The organism is Pseudomonas linyingensis (assembly GCF_900109175.1).
In the GTDB taxonomy this organism is placed as follows: Bacteria; Pseudomonadota; Gammaproteobacteria; order Pseudomonadales; family Pseudomonadaceae; genus Geopseudomonas; species Geopseudomonas linyingensis.
This window is the reverse complement of sequence record NZ_FNZE01000001.1, coordinates 425,879-446,839: the sequence shown is the minus strand read 5'-3', so window position 1 is coordinate 446,839 and position 20,961 is coordinate 425,879. Positions and strand designations below refer to the sequence as shown.

Genomic DNA, 20,961 nt, shown 5'->3' with positions numbered 1-20,961 from the left:
GGTTACTCCTCGCTCTTCAGGTTCTGGTAGGCGGCCACGATCTTCTCGGCACTGGGCAACGCCCACTGCTCCATGACCGGGGTGAAGGGGATCGGGATGTCGGGGAAGGCCACCCGCTGCGGGCGCGCCTTGAGCATGCCGAGGTCGTGCTCGACCACGCTGGCGATGATCTCGCCGCTGACGCCATAGCTGTGATAGTCCTCGTCGACCACGATCAGCCGGCCGGTCTTGCGCACCGAGGCGATCACATGTTCGCGATCCAGCGGCACCAGGCTGCGCAGGTCGACCACCTCGGCGCTGACGCCGTCCTTGTCCAGCTGCTGGGCAGCGCGCAGGGCGTGGTGCACGCCGGCGCCGAGGCTGACGATGGTCACGTCCGTGCCCTCGCGCACGGTCGCGGCCTTGCCGATCTCGACGGTGTAGGGCTCCTCCGGCACCGCCACGGTGGCGCCCTTCTCGGTGCCCAGCCAGCCCATGCCCTGCAGGGCCTTGTGGAACAGGAAGATCACCGGGTTGTCGTCGCGGATCGCCGCGGTCATCAGGCCCTTGGCGTCGTAGGCGTTGCTCGGCACCACCACCTTCATCCCCGGCAGGTGGGCGAATGTGCCGTACAGGCACTGCGAGTGCTGGCCGGCGTCCGAGTAGCCGGCGCCGGTGGAGGCCATCAGCACCATGGGCACGCGCACGTTGCCGCCGGAGAAGTAGGTGTTCTTCGCCATCAGGTTGTAGATGGCGTCCATGCACACGCCGAAGAAGTCGACGAACATCAGCTCGACGATCGGCCGCATGCCGTCGGAGGCGGCGCCCACCGCGGCGCCGATGAAGGCAGTCTCCGAGATCGGCGTGTCGCGCACCCGCACGCTGCCGAATTCCTCGTGCAGGCCGCGGGTGTTGCCGAACACCCCGCCGAGCTGGCCGATGTCCTCGCCCATCACGAACACGCGCGGGTCGAGGCGCATTTCCTGGGCCACCGCCTCGGCCATGGCGCGGGCGACGGTGAGTTTTCTTTCTTTGATGGCTGCGGACATGTCGCAACTCCTCTGTAAATGGGGGTCAGTGACAGGCAGCGGCAGGCGCGGCGGGCCTGACGATGATCTTCACGTTCTGATCCTTGTTGTTCACCAGTTCCTCGAAACCCTGTTCGAGGATGTGCGCCAGCTCGATCCGTCCGGTGATCAGCGGGGTTACGTCCAGGCGGCCGTCGGCGATCAGCGCGATGACGTCGGCGAACTCGCCGTTGTAGGCCAGGGCGCCGATGATCTGTTTCTCGGTGGCGACGATCTCGAAGAAGTTGAACTCGCTGGGTTCCTCGAAGATGCCGACCATCACGCAGCGGCCGCCCTTGCGGATCACGTCGATGGCCAGCTTGGCGGTGGCCTTGTGGCCGATGCACTCGAAGGACACCGCGGCGCCGTAGCCGTCGGTAAGTTCGCGCACGGCGGCGATGGCGTCGCACTGGCTCGGATCGATGACCTCGCTGGCACCGACTTCCAGCGCCTTGGCCTTGCGCGCCGAGGACATTTCCAGAGCGATGATCCGCGCCGCGCCGGCGGCTCGCGCGCACATGATGGTGCACAGGCCGATGGTGCCGGCGCCGACCACCACCACGGTCTGGCCGAGCAGGCTGCCGGCCTTCTTCACCGCGTGCATGCCCACCGCCAGCGGCTCGATCAGCGCACCGGCCTCGCTGGGGAAGCCATCCGGCAGGCGGTAGAGCAGGTTGGCCGGCACGTTGACCAGCTCGGCGAAGGCGCCGTTGTTCATCAGCCCGGTGAAGGCGAGGTTCTCGCAGAGGTTGTACTGGCCCTGCTCGCAGAACCAGCACTGGCCGCAGTGCTGGCAGGCATCGGCGGCCACCAGCTCGCCGGCCTGGAAACCGCTGACACCTGCGCCGAGGGCGACAATCTCGCCGCTGAATTCATGGCCGAGGATGCACTGGCCCTTGAGGCCGGTGAGCGGATGGGCGCTATCGGTGGGAATGAACACCGGACCGGCCAGGTACTCGTGCAGGTCGGAGCCGCAGATGCCGCACCAGTGCACGCGGATCTGCACCCAGCCGGGCTGCGGGCTGCCCGGCCGGGCGACCTCTTCCAGGCGGATGTCCTTGCGTCCGTGCCATACCGCGGCCTTCATCGTCAGTTTCTGGCTCATCTCGATAACCCTTGTTGTCGTTGTCGTGGCGGCGATCAGACGAACACCTTGTCCATGGCCTCTTCCGGCGCCGGGTAGGCGCTCTCGCGGGCGAACAGCACCGCCTCGTCGACCCGGCCGCGAGCGCGCGCGGCCATCTCGTCGGCCTCGCTCTCGCTCAGCACGCCGTCGGCGAGCAGGCGCTGGCGGTAGGCGGGGATCGGATCCTTCGCCATCAGGGCGTCCTTCTCGCCGGCCGGGCGGTACTGCTCGCCGTCGCCCATGAAGTGGCCGGCCAGGCGCGAGGTCTCGATCTCGATCAGGCTCGGCCCGCCGCCGCTGCGTGCCCGCTCGATGGCCTCACCGGCGGCGGCGAAGATGGCGTCGGCGTCGTTGCCGGGGACGAACACCCCCGGCATGCCGTAGGCCGCCGCGCGCACGTAGTTGCGCTCGATCGGGGTGGAGGACTGCTTGGCCACCGAGATGCCCCAGGCGTTGTCCTCGATGACGAACACCACCGGCAGCTTCCACAGCGCGGCCAGGTTCAGCGTTTCGTGGAAGGCGCCTTGGTTGGCCGCGCCCTCGCCGATGTAGGCCACGGCGACGCCCGGCTTACCCTGCATCTGGCGTGACAGCGCCGCGCCCACCGCCGGCCCCATGCCCTGGGCGATGATCCCCGAGCAGCAGAAGTTCACCCGCGGGTCGAACAGGTGCATGTGCCCGCCGCGCCCGCCGGACAGGCCGCTGGCCTTGCCGAAGATCTCGGCGACCATGGCGTTGAGGTCGACGCCCTTGGCCACGGCGATGTGGTGCGGGCGGTGGGTGGCGGTGACCACGTCCTCGGCGGCGAGGTGCGCGCACACGCCGACGGCGCACGGCTCCTGGCCGTTGGACAGGTGCATCTCGCCGGGGATCGGCCCCTTGGCCATGTTGAAGACCGGGGTCTTGCCTTCCATGTAGATGCGCTCGATGGACTCTTCCAGATAGCGGCTGACGAGCATCTGCTCGAACATCCACAGTCGCTGCGCGTTGCTCGGTACGGTCATGTGATCGGCTCCGTGTGGGGGATCAGAGGGCGCGCTGGCTGATCAGCTTGCCGATGTGGTCGGCCTGGCGCAGGGCCAGGGCGACTATGGTCAGGGTCGGGTTCTGTCCGCCGCTGGTGGTGAACTGGCTGCCGTCGGAGACGAACAGGTTGGGAATGTCGTGGCTTTGCCCCCACTTGTTCACAACGCCGTCGGCGGCCTTGGCGCTCATGCGGTTGGTGCCCATGTTGTGGCTGGCCGGGTAGGACGGCAGGCGGATCACCTCGCTGGCGCCGACCGCCTCGTAGCACTTGCGGGTCTGCTCGACGCCGTGGTCGCGCATGGCGACGTCGAAGGGGTGGTCGTCCTTGTGCACCACCGGTACCGGCAGGCCGTACTGGTCCTTCTCGGTGCCGTGCAGGGTGATACGGTTGCTCTCCACAGGCAGGTCCTCGCCGCACAGCCAGACGCCGGACATGTGGTCGTAGCGCTCCATCTTGGCGGTGAAGCCGCGCCCCCAGCCCTGCGGGGTCGGGTCGAGGAAGGCCGACATGAACGGCAGGCCGAGGGAGAGGATTTCCAGGCGGTAGCCGCCGACGAAGCCGCGCGCGGGGTCGTTGTAGGACTCGTCGGAGATGATCCCGGCGCAGGTGGTGCCGCGGTACATGTGCACCGGCTTGGGCATCACCGCGTAGATCCCGGCGGTGGTATGGCACATGTAGTTGCGCCCGACCTGGCCGGAGGAGTTGGCCAGACCGTCCTTGAAGGTCGACGACTCGGAGTTGAGCAGCAGACGCGGCGACTCGATGGAGTTGCCGGCCACGCACACCACCCGCGCCTTCTGGCGCTGCTGGCGGCCCTCGGCGTCGGCGTAGACCACCGCGTTGACCCGGCCGCGGGCGTCGTGCTCGATGCGCAGCGCCATGCTCTGCGGACGCACCTCGCAGTAGCCGGTGGCTTCGGCGCGCGGGATGTCGGTGTACAGGGTCGACCACTTGGCGCCGATGCGGCAGCCCTGCATGCAGAAGCCGATCTGCTGGCAGCCGGGACGGTTGTCGTAGGGCTGGGTGTTGATCGCCATCGGCCCGGACTGGATCTCCTTGTAACCGATGCGCTGGGCGCCGCTGGCCAGCACCTTGAAGGAGTTGTGCCACTGGTGGTACGGCATGCCGGTGGTAGGCCCGGTCACGCCCATGTGCTGCTCGGCCTTGGCGTACCAGGGCTCCAGCTCCTCGTAATCGAGCGGCCAGTCGAGCAGGTTGGCGCCCTTGATGTCGCCGTTCTCGCTGCGCATGCGGAACTCGAAGTCGCGAAAACGCAGGGCGACGCCCGCCCAGTGCACCGAGCTGCCGCCGACCGCCTTGACGATCCAGGCCGGCAGGTTCGGGTGGTTGCGCGCCACGTCCCAGCTGCCGGTGGCGATGCGCTTGTCCAGCCAGGAGATCTTGTTGAACATCGCCCACTCGTCGTTCTCGATGTCGGACATCTCGTAACGCTTGCCGGCCTCCAGCACCACGCTGCGGATGCCTTGCTTGGCCAGGGCATTGGCCAGGGTGCCGCCGCCGGCGCCCGAACCGATGATGACGACGACATCGCCGTCGTCCTGGGAGAATTTCGCTGCCATGGGGTTATCCCCTCATTGTTGGAGTTGGTGAGCTGCGAACGGGAGAAGCGCTCAGAGCCAGTCGAGGTCGTTGAAACCGCGGTGTACGTAACCGCCTTTCTCGACCGACGAGCCCTCGTAGCCGAACAGGCCGAACAGCGCGGTGTTGTCGTAGAGGCCGAACATCAGCGCGCTGCGCACCTCGCGGAAGAACGGCCCGGTCTCGATGGCGCGCAGCAGGGCGACGCGGTCGTTCTCGGCGAGCGCCTCGAAGGCCTTGCCGTGACGCTCGCGGGCGCTGGCCTGCAGCTCCTTGAGGCCCTGGCTGACCAGCGCGCCCTGCTTGTCGAGCAGCGCGGCCAGCGGCGTGGCGTAGTGCAGATCGTTCAGGCGGTCGTGGGGATAGATGTCGCGGCCCATCTGCAGCAGGCCGGCGGGCAGCTTGGGCAACGCCTCCTGCGGCGCCTCGTCGGCGAGCAGGGTGACCGGGATCAGCTGGGCCGTGACGGCGGTGGCGCCCAGCAGCGCCAGCGACTGGGCGGACAGGGACATGAAACGCCGGCGGCTGAGGCCGGCGTTCGGGACGGAAGAGTCGTGCATGGCAGCGCTCCAGACTGTTGCCGGCGCATCTGCAAGGTGGGGTCAGACATGGCCGGCGCTCATTGTTTTGTTGTCGAGGAGCCTGTTGCGACTCCTTGAACAGTCATGAGCAGCTTGCGTGCCAAAGTCCGAATAGAATGATAAGTCGTTGTTTTAAAAAGACTTTATATTGTGCAAACGATAGAACCGGAAGCGCCGGGACGACTTGCCTGTAAAGTGGATTCCATTACACCTGTAAAACCGTTGTAAGGCGTATTACACGGCTTGCCACCGCTAGTCCCTAACCGGGGACGCCCATGCCTCGGCTGGCCCACCCCATGCATGGTTAGTCGGCAACCCTGATTCCCTTCACTGCGAGAAAGGCATGTTCGAACTCAAGACCCTGGCGCTGTACCTGCTGACCGCCGTCGCCGAAATCCTCGGCTGCTACCTGCCCTGGCTGTGGCTCAAGCAGGACAAGAGCGTCTGGCTGCTGGTGCCGGCCGCGGCGAGCCTCGCCCTGTTCGCCTGGCTGCTGTCGCTGCACCCTACCGCCTCGGGGCGCGTGTATGCCGCCTATGGCGGCGTGTACATCTTCGTCGCCATTCTCTGGCTGTGGGGTGTCGACGGAATCCGGCCGACCGGATGGGACCTGCTGGGCGCCACGGTGGCGCTGAGCGGCATGGCCATCATCATGTTCGCGCCGCGCGCGAGCTGAGGCCGCCCACCCGATCCGCGCGCCGCGCCTATAGTGGCTAAGGCAACCTCGCGCGGAACGCCCCATGCAAATCACTCTCGCCCGTCACGGCAAGCCGGACCTGAAGCTCGACTCCTGGGTCGCGCCGATGGCGATGCCGGACTGGCTGCGCCATTACGACCAGGCGGGGATAGTCGCAGGCGAGGCGCCGGCCACGACCCTGGCGCAGGCAGCGGCCGCCGGGGTGCTGGCGAGCAGCACCCTGCCGCGCTGCGTGCAGTCGGCGCAGCGGCTGGCGCCGGGCCGGGAGTTTCTCCGCGAGGCGCTGTTCTGCGAGGCCGAGCTGCCCTATCCGCACTGGCTGTACCCCAAGCTGCCGCCGCTGGCCTGGGAAGCGCTGTTCCGCCTGGCCTGGTTCTACGGCCTCAGCGCCCTCGCCAGACCGCGCCTGGCCACCGAGCTGCGCGCCCACGAGGCGGCGCAGCGGCTGATCCAGCTGGCCCGCGAGCACGACTCGGTGTTTCTGGTCGGCCACGGTCTGATGATCCTGCTGATCGCCCGCGAACTGCTGGCCCTCGGCTGGCGCGGCCCCAAGCGGCCGGTCAGCGGTTACTGGCAGTGCAGCGTGTACCGCGCGTCGGACTGATCCGCCGCCCGGCACAGCACCGGCTCAACTCGGGCGCTTTTCCGCGATCCAGATGGTGTGGCGGGTGCCCTTGTTGCCGTGGGCGTAGACCTTCACTTCCTCGGCCTTGAAGCCGGCCTTGCTCAGCCTCGCAGAGAACGCGCGGTCGGCGCTGGCCGACCACACGGCGAGGATGCCACGCGGGCGCAACGCCTGGGCACAGGCATGCAGGCCGTCGAGGGAGTACAGCCAGTTGTTGGCTTCTTGGGTCAGCCCTTCGGGGCCGTTGTCGACGTCCAGCATGATCGCATCGAAACCGTGCGGCTCGGCCTGCAGTAGCTTGGCGACGTCCTCGTTGACCACCCGGGCGCGCGGATCGCGCAGCGGATTGCCGGACTTCTCGCCCAGCGGGCCGCGGTTCCACTCGATCACCCCGGGCACCAGTTCGGCCACCACCACTTCGCCGTTGTCGCCCAGGTGCTTGAGCGCGGAGGCGAGGGTGAAGCCCATGCCCAGGCCACCGATCAGCACCCGCGGGTCGGGGCGCGCGGCGACCTTCTTGCAGGGGATCTCGGCCAGGGCATCCTCGGAGCCGTGCATGCGCGTGTTCATCAACTGGCCGCCGTGGCCGCCCTGGATCTTGATGACGAAGTCGTCGCCGTGCTCGAACAGGCACAGGGCACCGCCGTTGTCGGGAATCGGGGCGGTGTCGAGCAGGACAAAACGTTTCATGGCGCATCTCGTGAAGGGGTCGAGCGGGTCGACCGGGATCGGGCTGTGGCCTCGACGATCTTCGGCCGGCAGCGAAAGCCCGCCATTCTAGGCCCTCGCGCGACTGGGCCGGCAATCCATCTTCAATCGCAGGGAAATCCGCCGGGGACGGCCGGCGGATTGCGCACCCTCGCGAACTCAGGCGCGGATCACTTGATCCCCTGGCCGAGCATCACGCCGTTGACCATCTGGCCGTAGAGGTTCACGCCGTCGTTGGCGTGGTACTTGTCGCGGGTCTTTTCGACCGAGCCGTCGATCAGCCGCGGGTCCTGCGGGCGCTCGTGGCTGTTCATGAACGCCGCCACATGCCAGGCCTCCTCGTCGCTGAGGCTGCCGCCCTTGCCCAGCGGCATGTTGTGCTTGATGAAGCCGGCGGCGGTGTTGATCCGGTGCATGCCGGCGCCCCAGTTGTAGGAGTCCTTGCCCCACAGTGGCGGCAGCACGTAGTCGTTCCCCGATTTCTGGCCCTGGCCGTTGTCGCCGTGACAGACCGCGCACTGCGCCGCGTAGATCTGCTCGCCCCTGGCCAGGTCGTAGCCGCCCTTGGGCTCGGCCACCACCGGATACAGGCGCCCCGGCAGCGCCTTGCCGGTGGGTGCGCCGGTGGCCAGCCAGTAGGAGTAGGCGGTCAGCGCATTGATCACATGGCTGTCCACGGCCGGCGCCTTGCCGTTCATGCTGAACTGGAAGCAGCCTTGGATGCGCTCGGCGTAGCTGTTGACCCGATTGTTCTTCTTCCGATAGGCCGGATACATGGGATAGGCACCCCACAGCGGCGCGGAATCGGCCTTGCGACCCTGATCGAGGTGGCAGTTGGTGCAGTTCATGCCGTTGCCGACGTATTCCGCCGCCTGGTTGCGGGTATCGACGAAGATCGCCCGACCATCCTGCACCAGCTGGCCAAAGGCGTCGGCCGGCAGGTCCTGCTCCTGCGGCGGCTGGAACACGCTCGCTGCGGCAGCCGCTGCCGGAACCGGTTGCATCTGCGACTGATCCTCCATCGCGATCTTGGCGGCCTGGACCGGTGCCACGATGGCCAGGGCGAGGAGTGCTGGCATCAAGATTTTCATTGCGCGGCTCCCTGGGGGTTCAGGCTGGCGAAGTAGTCCGACACGGCCGTGACCTCGGCATCGCTCAGCGCGCGGGCGACATGTCCCATCAGATCGGCGGGATCGTTCTTGCGGGTTCCCTGGCGCCAGGCATTGAGCTGGGCGCTCAGGTACTGGGCGGACTGGCCGGCCAGTGGCGGGAAGGTGTCGCCGACGCCTAGGCCACCCGGGCCATGACAGGACACGCATTCGGGGATGTTGCGCTCCCAGGCGCCACGCAGGGCGAGCCTCGCCCCGCTGCCCTCGGCCTTCTCGGCCCGACCGGTGCGCGGATACGCGGGGGCCGGCAGAGCGGCCAGGGTCCGGCTCACGGCGTTGATCTCGTCGTCGCTCAGGGCCGCGGCTATCGGCTGCATGATCGGATTGGCCCGCGTCCCCGAGCGGAAGTCGCCGATCTGCTTGGCCAGGTAGCCGGCCGACAAACCGGCCAGGCGCGGAAATCCCGCCGCCGCCATGCCCATCCCATCGGCGCCGTGGCAACCGGCGCAGGCCATGGCTGCGGGATTGGCGCCGCCTTGCGTGAGGAGTTTCTGTCCATCGGCAGCCTGTACCTGGGCCGCCAACAGCAGCGCACACAGGCCGGCCAGAGGCAAGCGGGAGAAAGTCATAGGGAGCCTCGTCGCGATTATTTTTATCGGAAGGCGACCCGGCCTCTGCGGCAATGACTGCTCGAGTGAGCGAGCTGGCCGTGCGGCAGGATGTCGCGGAGCCAAAAATAGCACAGCCACCCGACGAGCCGACACAGATGGAATATGTATATACCAAAAAGTTCTATGCAATCCACAACGCCCTGCGCGTGCCAGGCAGCCACGGGGCATGCGCCCCGCGACCGCCGCGCCGCAGGCGCCAGACTCAGCGGTCGCTGCGCAGCGGGCCGTACTCCACCGGCACCCAGGCGTAGCCCTCACCCTCGACGCGCACGTGGCCAATGCCGGGGAACGGCAGGTGCGCGCCGGCCACCCACAATTTGTCGAGCGCCGCGTCGGCGAACACACGCTGGCGGGTGGCGATGGCCTGGGCGCTGTCGACGTCAAACTCGATGGAGACCTCCGGGCGGGCGAACTGCACCGCATGGCTGTGCACGATGTCGCCCCACACCAGCAGGCGCTGCTCGCCCGAAGCGAACAGGTAGCCGCTGTGCCCCGGCGTATGGCCGTGGCTGGCCACGCTGGTCACCCCGGCGATGCCCGGGCCCTGCTCGCCATAGCGCTTGAGCTTGTCCGCCGCAGCATAGGGCGCCACCGCGGCCTGGGCCATCTTGAACATGCCCTGGCTGGCCTCCGCCGCCTTGGCCGCCACCTCGGCGCTCAGCCAGTAGTCCGCCTCGGCCTGCGGCACGTGCACGCTGGCGTTGGGGAAGGCCATGCCGCCGTCGGCGTTCAGCAGGCCGCAGGCGTGATCCGGGTGCAGGTGAGTGAGCAGCACCGTGTCGATCTGCTCCGGCGCGTAGCCAGCCGCCTTGATGTTGGCCTGGATCACCCCGAGGGTCGGCCCGAAGCACTGCGCCGCGCCGGCATCCACCAGCACCAGTTGGCTGCCGGTGTTGATCAGGTAGGCGTTGACCGCGGTCTGCACGCCCTTGCTCGACTCGACGAACATCCGCGCCAGCAGCCTCTGGATGTCCTCGGCGCTGGCGCCCTTGAGCACCTGGGTGTCAAGGTCGACATAGCCGTCGTACAGCGCGGTCACCTCGAACTCGCCCAGCGCCATGCGGTAGAAGCCCGGCACCTGGGTCTGCTGCTTGGCCACCGGCGCGGCGCTGGCCGCCAGCGGCAGGGCCGCGGTCGCGGCGGAACCGGCGAGCGCCACGGCGAGCAGGGCATGGCGGGCGATGTTGCGGGATAGAAGCATGCTGCAGATCTCCATTCAGAAGCAGGGGCACGACCGCCCCGGATTGGCGCACTCACTGCGCCGCACGAACCCCGCCCGTTATGCGAAATCGCCGCCGGCTTGTCCAGTGCGTCGGGGCAGTTGCGTAGCCTCGGCGCTCAGCCCGCGGCTCGGCGCAGCAGTTCGCGGGCCGCGGGGCTGCCCGGCTTGGCGTCGACACGCTCGGCGGCGAGGCCGCGGGCCAGCGCCTGCTGGCCGTCGCGCAGGGCTGCCTCGAGCAGGGTCAGGTCGATCAGGTCGCGCTGCGCGTGGCTGCCGCCGAAGCGCTGGGCGATGCCGCGCAGCGGGCGCAGCAGCTCCACGCTGCGCGCCGGGTCGCCTTCGACGAGGGCGAGGATCGCCTTGCACAGCGGCGCGCCGACATCGCGGGTGAACATCGCGTTGTCACCAGCGCCCTGCATCGCCCGCGCCTGGGCGGAAAGCAGGGCCTGGATCGCCTCGCCGCGCTGGGCGCAGGCGAAGGCCATCATCGCGTGGGCGTCGTTGAAGGCGTAGTGGCCGCTGTCGGCGAACGGCAGCCAGCGCTCAGCCACCCCGTTCCAGCGCTCGCCGACATCGACGCCGCGCAGGTACAGGCGCCAGAGCAGCGCCGAGGCGTCCACCAGGTCGAGCGCCAGCGGCGACTCGCTGCCGACGATGGCGCTGTCGAACAGTTCGAGCACCGCGTCGAACTCGCCCAGGTCCAGATGGAACAGCGTGAGGTGCCACCAGTTGTGGATGGCGAAGAAGTTGTCCTCGGCCCACTGCGCCTGGCGGTCGCGCATCCAGGCGATGCCCTCGTGCTGGCGGCCCTGCATTTCCAGCATATGGGTCACCGCATGGTGTGCCCAGGCGTCGCGCGGCTCCAGCAGAAGTGCGGCATGGCCACTGGCAGCCGCGCGAGCATAGGCGCCGGTCTCCTCCAGGCCGAAGGCGTGCATGCCGAGCAGGGCATGGAAACCCGGCATCGCCGGCGACCAGGCGGGAAAGGCTCGCGCGATACGATCGCGCAGCATGCGCGCATCGCCGACGTAGAAGTCGAGCACGTGGCCGGCCAGCAGGCCGAGGCCGTCGAGCGGATAGGCCAGGGTCAGATCCTCCAGCACCCGTCGCGTCGCATGCCAGTTCCCCTCGACCAGCTGCTCGATGGCGGCCAGATGCGCCTGCTCGCGGTCGTTGACCGTCCATTGCCGCGCCAGTTCGAGGTCGGCGCGCGCCACCGGCCAGCCACTCGGCTCGCTGCCGAGCAGATGCAGCCAGGCATGCATCACCCTGGCCATGACGAAATCGGGACGCTCGGCGCAGGCCACCTCGATGGTCGCCAGCGGATCGCCGCAATAGCACTGGAACTGGTGCAGCGCCTGTTCGTAGTGCTGCACGCTGCTCGGCACCGCACCGCTGAGCGGGTTGCCGAGGCTGTCTTTGCTGGTGTTCATCGTCGCCTCCCCGTCGCTGCCAGCCGCTCGCCACACAGCGAACGCGCTGCTTGACGGCGAGCGCAGCGCGGCAGTGAGTTCGCTGCGCGCAGGCAGGACTTTTTTCAAGCGCATTGGGAAGGAAAGTAAAGTCGCTGGGGGCCAGCCGTGCAAGGCGCCCCCGACGCTGGCGCGCCACTTGCATCATGTGAGGCATCCCATCCGACCGGAGGTCCCATGCAAATCCGCCTCGCCACCCCTGCCGACATCCCGGCACTCTGCACACTGCTCGACCAGCTGTTCGCCCAGGAAGCCGAATTCACCCCGGACCGCAGCGCGCAGCAGCGCGGACTGGCGGCGATCATCGACGATCCGGCGGTCGGCGAAATCCTCGTCACCGTCGCGGACACGCGCATCGTCGCCATGGTCAATCTGCTCTACACGGTGTCGACCGCACTGGGTGCGCGGGTGGCGCTGCTGGAGGACATGGTGGTGGACACCGGCGCGCGCGGCGCGGGCATCGGTTCGGCGCTGCTGGAGCAGGCCATCGCCCATGCGCGGGACAGCGGCTGCCGGCGCATCACCCTGCTCACCGACGACGACAACGCGGCGGCGCAACGCTTCTATGGCCACCACGGCTTCACGCGTTCGCCGATGCGCCCGCTGCGACGGGCGCTGTAGCGATCGACTACGCTGCACAGGCTGGCGTGGGCAGGTAACCACGCCGGTCATCCGGCGGAGGAGACGAGCGATGTCCATCAGGTACTGGCTGCTGGCCGGCGCGGTGCTGGCCGTCCAGGGGTGCACCCCGTGGTCCGGCACTGCGCAGGAGCGCCAGATCCTCACCGTGCCCCTCGTGGCGACGAACCACAATGCCGGCAAGATCGCCCAAGCCACCCTGGTGGCCGAGGGCGAGCGCACCGGCATCTCCTTCATCATCGGCGGCGTACCGGACGGCACCAGCCGGCCGGTGCATCTGTACACCTTCATCTACCCCGGCCGCTGCGAGCGCCTCGGCCCCACGCCTGCCTGGGAGATGAACCAGATCGTGCTCGCCGATCGCATCGGCCGCGCCCAGGCCGGCTGGCGGCTGTCGAAGCGGGTGGAGGTGCCGCTGGAACAGCTGCGCAGCGGCGGCTACAGCCTGCTGGTGCGCAACAGCCCCGCCGATGGCAGCTGGGACCTGTTCTGCGGCGAGATCGAATAGCCGGCTGCCACCGTTCAGCCGTCCCCGGCTCGCGCCAGCAGCGGGCCGAGCAGCGCGCACATGTTGCGCCAGTGTGAACCCTCCCAGTAGATGCGCTGACAGGCGTCGCAGCCGAGAAAGCGCGAGTAGAGCCAGGCGGCGCGCGGTGGCACGCGCGCGCGGGCCAGCTCGGTGTCGAGTTCGTGCAGCGGCAGGTTGCAGTGCACGCACAGGGTGAACGGCCGCGCGCTGCGCGCCAGGTCGAGGCGCTCGAACAGTTCGCGCAACTGCAGCGCCGGCTTGAGCGCATGCACGTAGCAGCCGTGACTGACGATGCGCCGCTTGAGCAGTTCGCGGTCGCGGGTCAGCACGATGCGCTGCTGCGCGGCGGCCAGTGAGGCGATCTGGCCGTCCTCGAAGTCGTTGTCGTAGAGGGTGTCGAAGCCGCTCATGCGCAGCAGGCGGGCCAGGCCACCGAGATGGGCGTCGGCGATGAAGCGCAGCGCGCGCAGCGGCTGGGCGCGGACTTTGAGCAGCGGGGTGATGTCCAGCGTCTCGAAGCGCGGGTAGACCGCCACCCGGTCGCCATCGTGGATCGGCCGGGCGAAGTCCACCGACTCGCCGTTGACCAGCACCAGCTCGACCTCGGTGTGCGGCACGCCGAGCGCCTCGATCATGTGCTTGACCGTGGCCGCCTGCGCACACGCGCAGGTAAACGCCTGCCCGCGCCGCTCGGCCGGCAGGAAGTCGTTGAGCTCCTCGTAGAAGCGAAAAGTGGCGCTGACCATGGCGGACAGTATGGCAGGCGCAGAAGGCGCGCGCGGCGTACCTGCATCTGCATCTGCACCTGCACCTGCACCTGCACCTGCACCTGCACGAATGTCGCCGTGCCGGGCACTGCCGAGTGTGCGACCGGGCCGGAACATTCATCGCTGTTCAACACGGGCATGGCAGAATTTCGCCCGTCCATCGTCCATCCCGCACCAGGAGTCCGCATGCCCCACCGAGAATCCCCCGCCGCCGCCAGCGGTGCCGCCCGGGCGTGGGAGGTCTTCCTGATCTTCCTGCGTCTGGGCCTGACCTCCTTCGGCGGGCCGGTTGCGCACCTGGGCTACTTTCGCGAGGAGTTCGTCAGCCGTCGGCAGTGGCTGAGCGAGCGCAGCTACGCCGATCTGGTCGCCCTGTGCCAGTTTCTGCCCGGGCCGGCCAGCAGTCAGGTGGGCATGGCCCTCGGCCTGTCGCGCGCGGGCTATGCCGGCGCGCTGGCGGCGTGGACCGGCTTCACCCTGCCTTCGGCCATCGCCCTGATCCTGTTTGCCCTGGGCCTGGCGAGCTGGGGCGATGCGCTGCCCGGCGGCCTGCTGCACGGGCTCAAGGTGGTCGCCGTGGCGGTGGTGGCGCAGGCGGTGTGGGGCATGGCGCGCACCCTGTGCAGCGACGCCCCGCGCCTCACCCTGATGGCGCTGGCCGCCTGCGTGGTGCTGCTGTGGCCCACCGCGCTGGGCCAGATCGGGGTGATCCTGAGCGCCGCGCTGGTCGGCCTGCTGTGCTTCAGACCCGCACCGGGGACAGCCCACCAACCGCTGCCGATCGCCACCGGGCGACGTGCCGGCGCGCTGTGCCTGGTGCTGTTCCTGGCCTTGCTGCTCGGCCTGCCGCTGCTCGCCGAGCTGTGGCCGCGGCCGGCGGTGCAACTGGTCGATGCCTTCTATCGCGCCGGCGCGCTGGTGTTCGGCGGTGGCCATGTGGTGCTGCCCCTGCTGCAGACGGAAGTGGTGCCGCCCGGCTGGGTCAGCAACGACGTGTTCCTCGCCGGCTACGGCGCCGCACAGGCGGTTCCCGGCCCGCTGTTCACCTTCGCGGCGTTCCTGGGGGCCTCGCTGCACGGCGAGTCCGGCGGCTGGAGCGGCGGCCTGCTGTGCCTGGTCGCCATCTTCGTGCCCTCCTTCCTGCTGGTGGCCGGCGCACTGCCGTTCTGGGAGCGGCTGCGGCGCAGTGCGCACACCCAGGCCGCGCTCGCCGGCGTCAATGCCGCGGTGGTCGGCCTGCTGCTGGCCGCGCTGTATAACCCCGTGTGGACCAGCGCGATCCACGGCCCCGGCCACTTCGGCCTGGCCCTGCTGGCGCTGATCGCGCTGATGGTCTGGAAGCTGCCGCCCTGGCTGGTGGTGCTGCTCGGCGGCGGCGCCGGCTGGCTGCTGAGTCTCGTGGCCTGAAGCTCGTGGCTTGAACCTGGCTCCAGCTGACGCGGTCCGGCCCGTCCGACTGACGGCGCCCTGCTCCGCGCCAACGCCGCCGGTGTGGGCGTGCACAGCGCCTAGACTGGTGGCAGGGTGCCCTGTCTCGAATCTCGGAGGTCGCATGCCCGCCAGTGAGCCCAGCGAACTCCTCGAACTCGAGCGGCTGGTCGACAAGCTCGGCAATCTGCTGCAGGTGCGCGAGCTGTGCCGGGTGGACGTCGGCACGCGCAGTCTGCCGGTGTACGCGATCAGCCTCGGCAATCCTGCGCCGAGCGCGCCGGCGGTCGGCTACTTCGGCGGCGTGCACGGCCTCGAGCGGATCGGCGCGACCGTGGTGCTGTCCTTCCTGCGCAGCGTGACGACGCGCCTGCGCTGGGACAGCCTGCTGCTGCAGCAGCTCGAGCGCATGCGCCTGGTGTTCATGCCGGTGGTCAACCCCGGCGGGCTGTGGCGCGGTACCCGTGCCAATCCGCAGGGCGTCGACCTGATGCGCAACGCGCCGCTGGACGCCGAGCAGCGCGTCGCCTTCCTGGTCGGCGGCCAGCGCCTGAGTTCGCGCCTGCCCTGGTACCGCGGCCCACGCAGCGCGCCGATGCAGGCGGAAAGCCAGGCGCTGTGCCGCGTGGTCGAGGAGGAGCTGCTCAGCCACCGCTTCAGCATCGCGGTGGACTGCCACTCCGGCTTCGGCCTGCACGACCGCATCTGGTTTCCCTACGCCGGTACGCGCCGGCCGATCCCGCATCTGGCGGAAATGCACGCGCTGAGCGAGCTCCTCGACCAGACCCACCGCCATCATCCCTACGTGTTCGAGCCGCAGAGCTGCCAGTACCTGACCCATGGCGACCTCTGGGACCACCTCTACCAGCGCGCCTGCAGCGACCCGACGCGGGTGATGCTACCGCTGACCCTGGAGATGGGCTCCTGGCTGTGGGTGAAGAAGAACCCGCGCCAGCTGCTGTCGCTGCAGGGCCTGTTCAACCCGCTGCTCGGCCACCGCGAGGCGCGCGTGCTGCGCCGCCAGGTGGAATGGCTGGACTTCGTCGGCCGCGCCGCCTGCGGCTACCAGGGCTGGTGCCCGAGTGGCGAGGAACGCGAGCAGCACCGCCAGCAGGCCCTGCGCCGCTGGTATCCGTGGCGCTAGGCGTGGCCACCTGGATCCTGCTGCGCGGCCTGACCCGCGAGAGCGGCCACTGGGGCGCCTTTCCCGCGCAACTGGCGGAGTGTCTGCCGGATGCGCGCATCCTCACCCTCGACCTGCCCGGCAACGGCGCCCTGCACCGCGAAGCCAGCCCGCTGCGCGTCGCCTCCATGGTGGTCGCCTGTCGCACCCAGCTGGCGGCACTGGGCATCGACGGCCCGGTGCACCTGCTGGCCATGTCGCTGGGCGCGATGGTGGCGCTGGCCTGGGCCGCCGCCCATCCGGCGCAGGTCGCCGGCGGCGTGCTGATCAACAGCAGCTTTGCCGGCATCAGCCCGTTCTACCGGCGCCTGCGCCCGACCAGCTACCCGACCCTGCTCGGCGTGCTGGCCCGCGCCGATGCCCATGCCCGCGAGGCGGCGATCCTGCGCCTGACCAGCCGCCGCGCCGATCCGGCGGTGCTGGATGCCTGGGTCGCCCTGCGCCAGCGCCACCCGGTCACACCGCGCAACGCCCTGCGCCAGCTGGCGGCGGCGGCGCGCTTTCGCCTGCCGCAGCAGCGCCCGGCCGTGCCCCTGCTGCTGCTCAGCGGTGCCGGCGACGCGCTGGTCGACCCACGCTGCTCCGCCGATCTGGCCGCACACTGGCAGCTGCCGCACGTCCAGCATCCCGGCGCCGGCCACGACCTGCCACTGGACGACGGCCCCTGGCTGGCCGAGCGGATCGCTACGTGGCTGGCAGGGGACGATGGTGCCGCCCGTGAGCAAGCAGCGTCTGCCGCATCCCTGGCCATCGCGCACCGGGAGTAGCGGAACCTCGCTGCCCAGCTTCGGCAAGGTGGCCACCAGAGCAAAGCCGTCGGAAAATTGTCGCCATAACTGATAAGGAATTGCGTTAACTCAAGGAAACAGCGGTTTTCGCCGTTAAAATCATTCGCGACAGGGACGCTCTGAAAAGCCATTTACCGTCACTCCCTCCAGGGCAGAAACCCAGGTGCCACGGGACTTATGGACTAACACCCGTACAGGAATGACTCCTTCCGCAGCGCTCCCACAAACGAAATCAGGCCGATACCCAACAAAACCTGCCGGCTGTCGTCAAATTCAAGGCGTCAACTTGACTTGCAGGTGATCCGCATCAGACTTGCCCATGTGGTTCCGTGGAATACCGATGCGGATGTTTGAGCGAGTTCTGCCATCGGTCAGTAGTGGGGAGATTCATATGAGTGATGCAACTGCAATTCCCCTCCCGATCCAGCACCCGGCCAACGACATCGCGCGCGCGCGCCGCGCCCGCGATGAAGCCGAGGTCGAACAGGCGATTACCGCGCGCATGGCGCGCTATGAGCACTGGTGCTCGGAGCAGAGGACAATGATTCCCCAGGCGCAGGAAGCCCTGGTCAGACTGTTGAAGACGGCCCTGCACGGCACGGGCGACGGGCAAAGCGAGATCTGCCGAGACTTCCTGCTCGGCCTGCGCAACGGACAAGAGCACCTGTTCAATCTGTCCAGGCTGCGGCGCCTGGAGATCGAGCAATGGCAGGACTGCATGGCGGTGCTGCAACTTCATCACTACTCCCGGTCGCCGCTGCACCTGGCCATCCAGGACGGCGAGCGGATATGGCAGCAGCTCAAGCTCACCGATCTGCCTCGAACACAGCACGGCGACAGCTGACGGCGCTACTGGCGAGCGGTCAGACCCTTCTCCCGCTCCGACTGCATTCCTCCAAACGGGGTCGCTGGCTGCACAGCCGTGCGCGTGCGGCTTCCGCTGTGGCAAAGTTGCGCACTGTCGCATCTTTCCCCACCTTGCGAGGTCGCTACGCCGGCATGGACATCAAGCAGCTGCGTTTTCTCGTCGCCCTCGACGAAACCCGCCACTTCGGCCAGGCGGCGGCGCGCTGCCACGTCACCCAGCCGACCCTGTCGATGCGCCTGCGTAGCCTGGAGGAGGAACTGGGCCTGGAGCTGGTGCGCCGCGGCCAGCGCTTCGAGGGCTTCAGCGCCGAGGGCGAGCGCATCCTCGCCTGGGCGCGCAGTCTGCTCGCCGCGCAGGACGGCCTGTACGCCGAGGCGGCGGCCTGTCGCGGCCAGCTGGTCGGCACCCTGCGCCTGGGCGTGGTGCCGCTGGCCGGTTTCGATCCGTTGCGCCTGGTGCAGCTGTTTGCCCGCGAGCACCCGGAACTGCGTTTCCAGCTGTTCGCCCTGAGCAGCGAGCAGATCCTCGAGCGTCTCGGCCGCAACCAGCTGGACCTGGGGATTTCCTACCTCGACCGTCTCGACCGCGAGCACTTCGCCAGCCTGGAGCTGGCCGAGACGCGCATGGGGCTGCTGCACGACCGCCGGCACTTTCGTTTCGAGCAGGCGTCGCTGCGCTGGGAAGCGCTGGCCAGCCTGCCGCTCGGCCTGCTGTCCAGCGGCATGCACTTTCGTCAGTCCATCGATCATGCCCTGCGCAGTCGCGGTCTCAGCCCTCAGCCACGGCTGGAGACCGACGCCGTGCACCAGTTGCTGCAGGCGGTCAGCGCCGGCCTGTGCTGCGCGATCATGCCGCTCAACGGCGGCCTCGACGAGCTGACAGAACACCTGAGCCTGACGCCCATCGAGGACGCCCACACCCTCGCCCCGCTGGGGCTGATCCTGCGCCGCAGCGCGCCGCGCTCGGCGCTGGCCGAGGCCTGCTTCGCCGAGGCGAGCACGCTGCTGGCGCAGCCCACGGCATAAGGGGACTCTCACCAGCCAGTGCCCCGACGCCGGACTCTGGGCGCCCTACTCCAGCCCGCCGACGAAGCCGTCCAGCGGGTAGGCGATGGTGTAGTCGACGCCGAACTTGGCGCTCTCTCCGGCGGCCAGGGTCTTCTCCCAGGCCACCACGCCGCGACGCTGCTGCCAGGCCTGGATCGTCGGCGCGGGGTCGAAGGCGGCGCGCACGGTGATCTCCTCCGAACCGCTGACCGGCGACGATTCGAGCAGCAGCACCGCTACTGGGCTCTTGTGGGTGTTGGTGAGGGTGAACACCTCGGCGACGCGCTGCTCGCGGCGCTTGTCGAACACCCCGGTGGTGCCCGCCTGGCCCTCGACCTGGTCGACCGCGACACGCAACTGGTCGTCGCGACCGAAGGAAAACACGAAGCGCTCGGCGCTGGCCGGGCTCCAGTACGCGGAGCCGACGTAGCTGCCATCGCGGAACAGCTGGGTATCTCCGGGCAGCCAGACGCCCTCCGGACGTTCGGCCTCGGCGGTCACCACCGCGACCTTTTCGAGACGCGGCGCGATGCGCAGATGGTGCTTGGCTGGCAACGTCTGCCGGGCCAGGCTGACCGACACCTCGCGGCCATCGGCCGGCAGGCTGACCGGCGTCGGCACCACGAACTCGCTGGCGAAGGCGCCATGGTTGACGAAGGTCGGCGGCTGGTAGTCCGCCTCGTCGCTGGGAGCGATGGAGGCCGGTGCGGCGGCGCCGGCCAGTGGACCGAGCGTGCGGGCCTTGGACTCCATCGCCGACATCTGCGCCGGCATCGGCGGCTGCCAGGTCAGCACCCAGGGTTGCGGTTCGGGGCCGGCGGGTGACAGTCGCGGCTGGGTGGTCGACAGGGTCAGTTCGACGTTGTGCCAGTCTTCGCCGGTCCGTTGCGCGACGCTGGCCAGGCGCTCCAGATCCAGGGTGGCAGCCTGGGTATCCAGCGCTGCCCGATAGGCAGGCTTCCAGCCGGCATTGGCCACCTGATAGCTGAGCTTCAGCTCGCCGGCCCGGGCTGCGCTGAGCATCACGGTGACGCTGCGCGAATCGCGGATGCCGCTGCGCAACTGGCCGAGATCGCGCTGCAGCACGTCGATCTGCTTGGCCAGCTCGCGCTTCTGCACCGTCAGGCCCTGAATCTTGGCCAGGGCGGCGCTCGCCCCCTGGCCTATGGCGTCGACCATGCCGGTCAAGGTCTTGGCATCCGTGGGCAGCCCCTGCCCCTCCGTCGGCACGCCGGCTTCGCTGCTGAAGCGCTGGAGATAGCGCTTGACCAGCTCGGCTGCCGCAATCTCGGCATCCAGCGCGGCCTGCTGGTCCTGCAGGGCGAGGATCCGTGCGTCCAGCTCCGCCTCGGCGGGGTTGAGCGCAGCGGCGCCGGCGGCGTCCTGGGTGACGATCTGCCCCACGCGCACGTGCGGACCGGCCTCAGCGCGCAGGGTCTGCGCATCGAAGCGCGCCGGCAGTCCGGAGAACACCACCTGGGTCATGCCCGGCGCCACCTGGGCGGTACGCACCACCGTGGCGCTGCCGGGATGCAGCACCACGGCGGCGATCGGCGTCGCGACCTCGGCCAGCACGCAGGTACTCAGGGTGGCGGGGAACAACAGGGCTACTGTCGCCTTCAGGCGCATGGCGGGACTCCTCCCATGAGTGACGATAAGGGCCGGGGACCTCGGCTCGCAGGAGGGCGACGGGAGTTGCCAGGATTGCTCCGGCCTTCCCTGTCGGCTGTCCCTGTCCCGGCCGACCGAGGCTATGCCAGCGGCGCGGGCCTGTCCATGCGCCAGGTCGCGGCATGCATACACCCCGTGATAAACCCGCCCGATCACCAC

21 protein-coding genes are annotated in these 20,961 nt (G+C 68.9%); 9 read left to right on the top strand and 12 right to left on the bottom strand.

Annotated features, from left to right (window positions below; translation table 11 throughout):
• Positions 1–2: 2 nt before the first annotated feature.
• Genes BMZ19_RS02245 through BMZ19_RS02225 form a run of 5 tightly spaced genes read right to left on the bottom strand, consistent with a single transcriptional unit; the run spans position 3 to position 5,358 of the window.
• Positions 3–1,028, bottom strand: a complete 1,026-nt coding sequence (locus BMZ19_RS02245; protein ID WP_090306233.1) for an alpha-ketoacid dehydrogenase subunit beta — start codon at positions 1,026–1,028, stop codon at positions 3–5.
• Between the two features lie 25 nt (positions 1,029–1,053).
• A complete protein-coding gene (locus BMZ19_RS02240; RefSeq protein ID WP_090306229.1) occupies positions 1,054–2,133 on the bottom strand; it encodes a 2,3-butanediol dehydrogenase in 1,080 nt (359 codons plus the stop codon).
• A gap of 53 nt (positions 2,134–2,186) precedes the next feature.
• A complete protein-coding gene (locus tag BMZ19_RS02235; RefSeq protein WP_090306226.1) occupies positions 2,187–3,176 on the bottom strand; it encodes a thiamine pyrophosphate-dependent dehydrogenase E1 component subunit alpha in 990 nt (329 codons plus the stop codon).
• A gap of 22 nt (positions 3,177–3,198) precedes the next feature.
• Positions 3,199–4,779, bottom strand: coding sequence for a GMC family oxidoreductase (locus BMZ19_RS02230; RefSeq protein WP_090306223.1), 1,581 nt, complete (start codon positions 4,777–4,779; stop codon positions 3,199–3,201).
• Between the two features lie 51 nt (positions 4,780–4,830).
• The gene (locus tag BMZ19_RS02225; RefSeq protein WP_090306220.1) at positions 4,831–5,358 is read right to left on the bottom strand and encodes a gluconate 2-dehydrogenase subunit 3 family protein; all 528 of its coding nucleotides are present in this window, start codon (positions 5,356–5,358) and stop codon (positions 4,831–4,833) included.
• A gap of 364 nt (positions 5,359–5,722) precedes the next feature.
• Between BMZ19_RS02225 and BMZ19_RS02220 the strand changes: the two genes are divergently transcribed.
• Positions 5,723–6,055, top strand: a complete 333-nt coding sequence (locus tag BMZ19_RS02220) for a YnfA family protein (protein WP_090306218.1) — start codon at positions 5,723–5,725, stop codon at positions 6,053–6,055.
• 64 nt (positions 6,056–6,119) lie between these two features.
• Entirely contained in the window at positions 6,120–6,680 is a 561-nt protein-coding gene (locus BMZ19_RS02215; RefSeq protein WP_090306215.1) for a histidine phosphatase family protein, read from the top strand.
• A gap of 24 nt (positions 6,681–6,704) precedes the next feature.
• Here BMZ19_RS02215 and BMZ19_RS02210 read toward each other — a convergent pair whose 3' ends face one another.
• From BMZ19_RS02210 to BMZ19_RS02190, 5 genes are all read right to left on the bottom strand, one after another.
• Positions 6,705–7,391, bottom strand: a complete 687-nt coding sequence (locus tag BMZ19_RS02210; protein WP_090306212.1) for a spermidine synthase — start codon at positions 7,389–7,391, stop codon at positions 6,705–6,707.
• 188 nt (positions 7,392–7,579) lie between these two features.
• The gene (locus BMZ19_RS02205; protein WP_090306209.1) at positions 7,580–8,500 is read right to left on the bottom strand and encodes a c-type cytochrome; all 921 of its coding nucleotides are present in this window, start codon (positions 8,498–8,500) and stop codon (positions 7,580–7,582) included.
• Positions 8,497–9,147, bottom strand: coding sequence for a c-type cytochrome (locus BMZ19_RS02200; RefSeq protein ID WP_090306206.1), 651 nt, complete (start codon positions 9,145–9,147; stop codon positions 8,497–8,499). Before BMZ19_RS02200 ends, BMZ19_RS02205 begins: the two co-directional genes overlap by 4 nt.
• Positions 9,148–9,391: 244 nt before the next feature.
• Positions 9,392–10,390, bottom strand: a complete 999-nt coding sequence (locus BMZ19_RS02195; protein ID WP_090306203.1) for an MBL fold metallo-hydrolase — start codon at positions 10,388–10,390, stop codon at positions 9,392–9,394.
• A gap of 137 nt (positions 10,391–10,527) precedes the next feature.
• Positions 10,528–11,844: a tetratricopeptide repeat protein gene (locus tag BMZ19_RS02190; protein ID WP_090306200.1), complete on the bottom strand. Its 1,317-nt coding sequence runs from the start codon at positions 11,842–11,844 to the stop codon at positions 10,528–10,530.
• A gap of 216 nt (positions 11,845–12,060) precedes the next feature.
• On the opposite strand from BMZ19_RS02190, the gene BMZ19_RS02185 reads away from it, so the two are divergent.
• Both BMZ19_RS02185 and BMZ19_RS02180 read left to right on the top strand, forming a co-directional pair.
• Positions 12,061–12,504, top strand: coding sequence for a GNAT family N-acetyltransferase (locus BMZ19_RS02185; protein WP_090306196.1), 444 nt, complete (start codon positions 12,061–12,063; stop codon positions 12,502–12,504).
• Positions 12,505–12,574: 70 nt separating this feature from the next.
• On the top strand, positions 12,575–13,030 hold the full coding sequence (locus tag BMZ19_RS02180) for a hypothetical protein (protein ID WP_090306193.1): 456 nt from the start codon (positions 12,575–12,577) through the stop codon (positions 13,028–13,030).
• Positions 13,031–13,044: 14 nt separating this feature from the next.
• Here the strand turns inward: BMZ19_RS02180 and BMZ19_RS02175 are convergent, their stop codons facing one another.
• A complete protein-coding gene (locus tag BMZ19_RS02175; protein WP_090306191.1) occupies positions 13,045–13,797 on the bottom strand; it encodes a Mut7-C RNAse domain-containing protein in 753 nt (250 codons plus the stop codon).
• A gap of 207 nt (positions 13,798–14,004) precedes the next feature.
• On the opposite strand from BMZ19_RS02175, the gene chrA reads away from it, so the two are divergent.
• The 5 genes from chrA (at position 14,005) to BMZ19_RS02150 (ending at position 19,110) form a co-directional block, all read left to right on the top strand.
• The gene (gene chrA, locus BMZ19_RS02170; protein WP_090306187.1) at positions 14,005–15,225 is read left to right on the top strand and encodes a chromate efflux transporter; all 1,221 of its coding nucleotides are present in this window, start codon (positions 14,005–14,007) and stop codon (positions 15,223–15,225) included.
• Positions 15,226–15,370: 145 nt separating this feature from the next.
• On the top strand, positions 15,371–16,390 hold the full coding sequence (locus BMZ19_RS02165) for a M14 family zinc carboxypeptidase (protein WP_090306185.1): 1,020 nt from the start codon (positions 15,371–15,373) through the stop codon (positions 16,388–16,390).
• A 2-nt stretch (positions 16,391–16,392) separates the two neighbouring features.
• A complete protein-coding gene (locus tag BMZ19_RS02160) occupies positions 16,393–17,196 on the top strand; it encodes an alpha/beta fold hydrolase (protein WP_090306182.1) in 804 nt (267 codons plus the stop codon).
• A 361-nt stretch (positions 17,197–17,557) separates the two neighbouring features.
• Positions 17,558–18,061 carry a DUF7673 family protein gene (locus tag BMZ19_RS02155; RefSeq protein WP_090306180.1) on the top strand — a complete coding sequence of 168 codons (504 nt, stop codon included), beginning with the start codon at positions 17,558–17,560 and terminating at the stop codon, positions 18,059–18,061.
• A gap of 155 nt (positions 18,062–18,216) precedes the next feature.
• Positions 18,217–19,110 (top strand): LysR substrate-binding domain-containing protein, encoded by an 894-nt coding sequence (locus tag BMZ19_RS02150; RefSeq protein ID WP_090306178.1) that lies wholly within the window; start codon positions 18,217–18,219, stop codon positions 19,108–19,110.
• A gap of 45 nt (positions 19,111–19,155) precedes the next feature.
• On the opposite strand, the gene BMZ19_RS02145 is transcribed toward BMZ19_RS02150, so the two are convergent.
• Positions 19,156–20,760, bottom strand: coding sequence for a DUF4139 domain-containing protein (locus BMZ19_RS02145; protein WP_090306176.1), 1,605 nt, complete (start codon positions 20,758–20,760; stop codon positions 19,156–19,158).
• Positions 20,761–20,961: the final 201 nt, after the last annotated feature.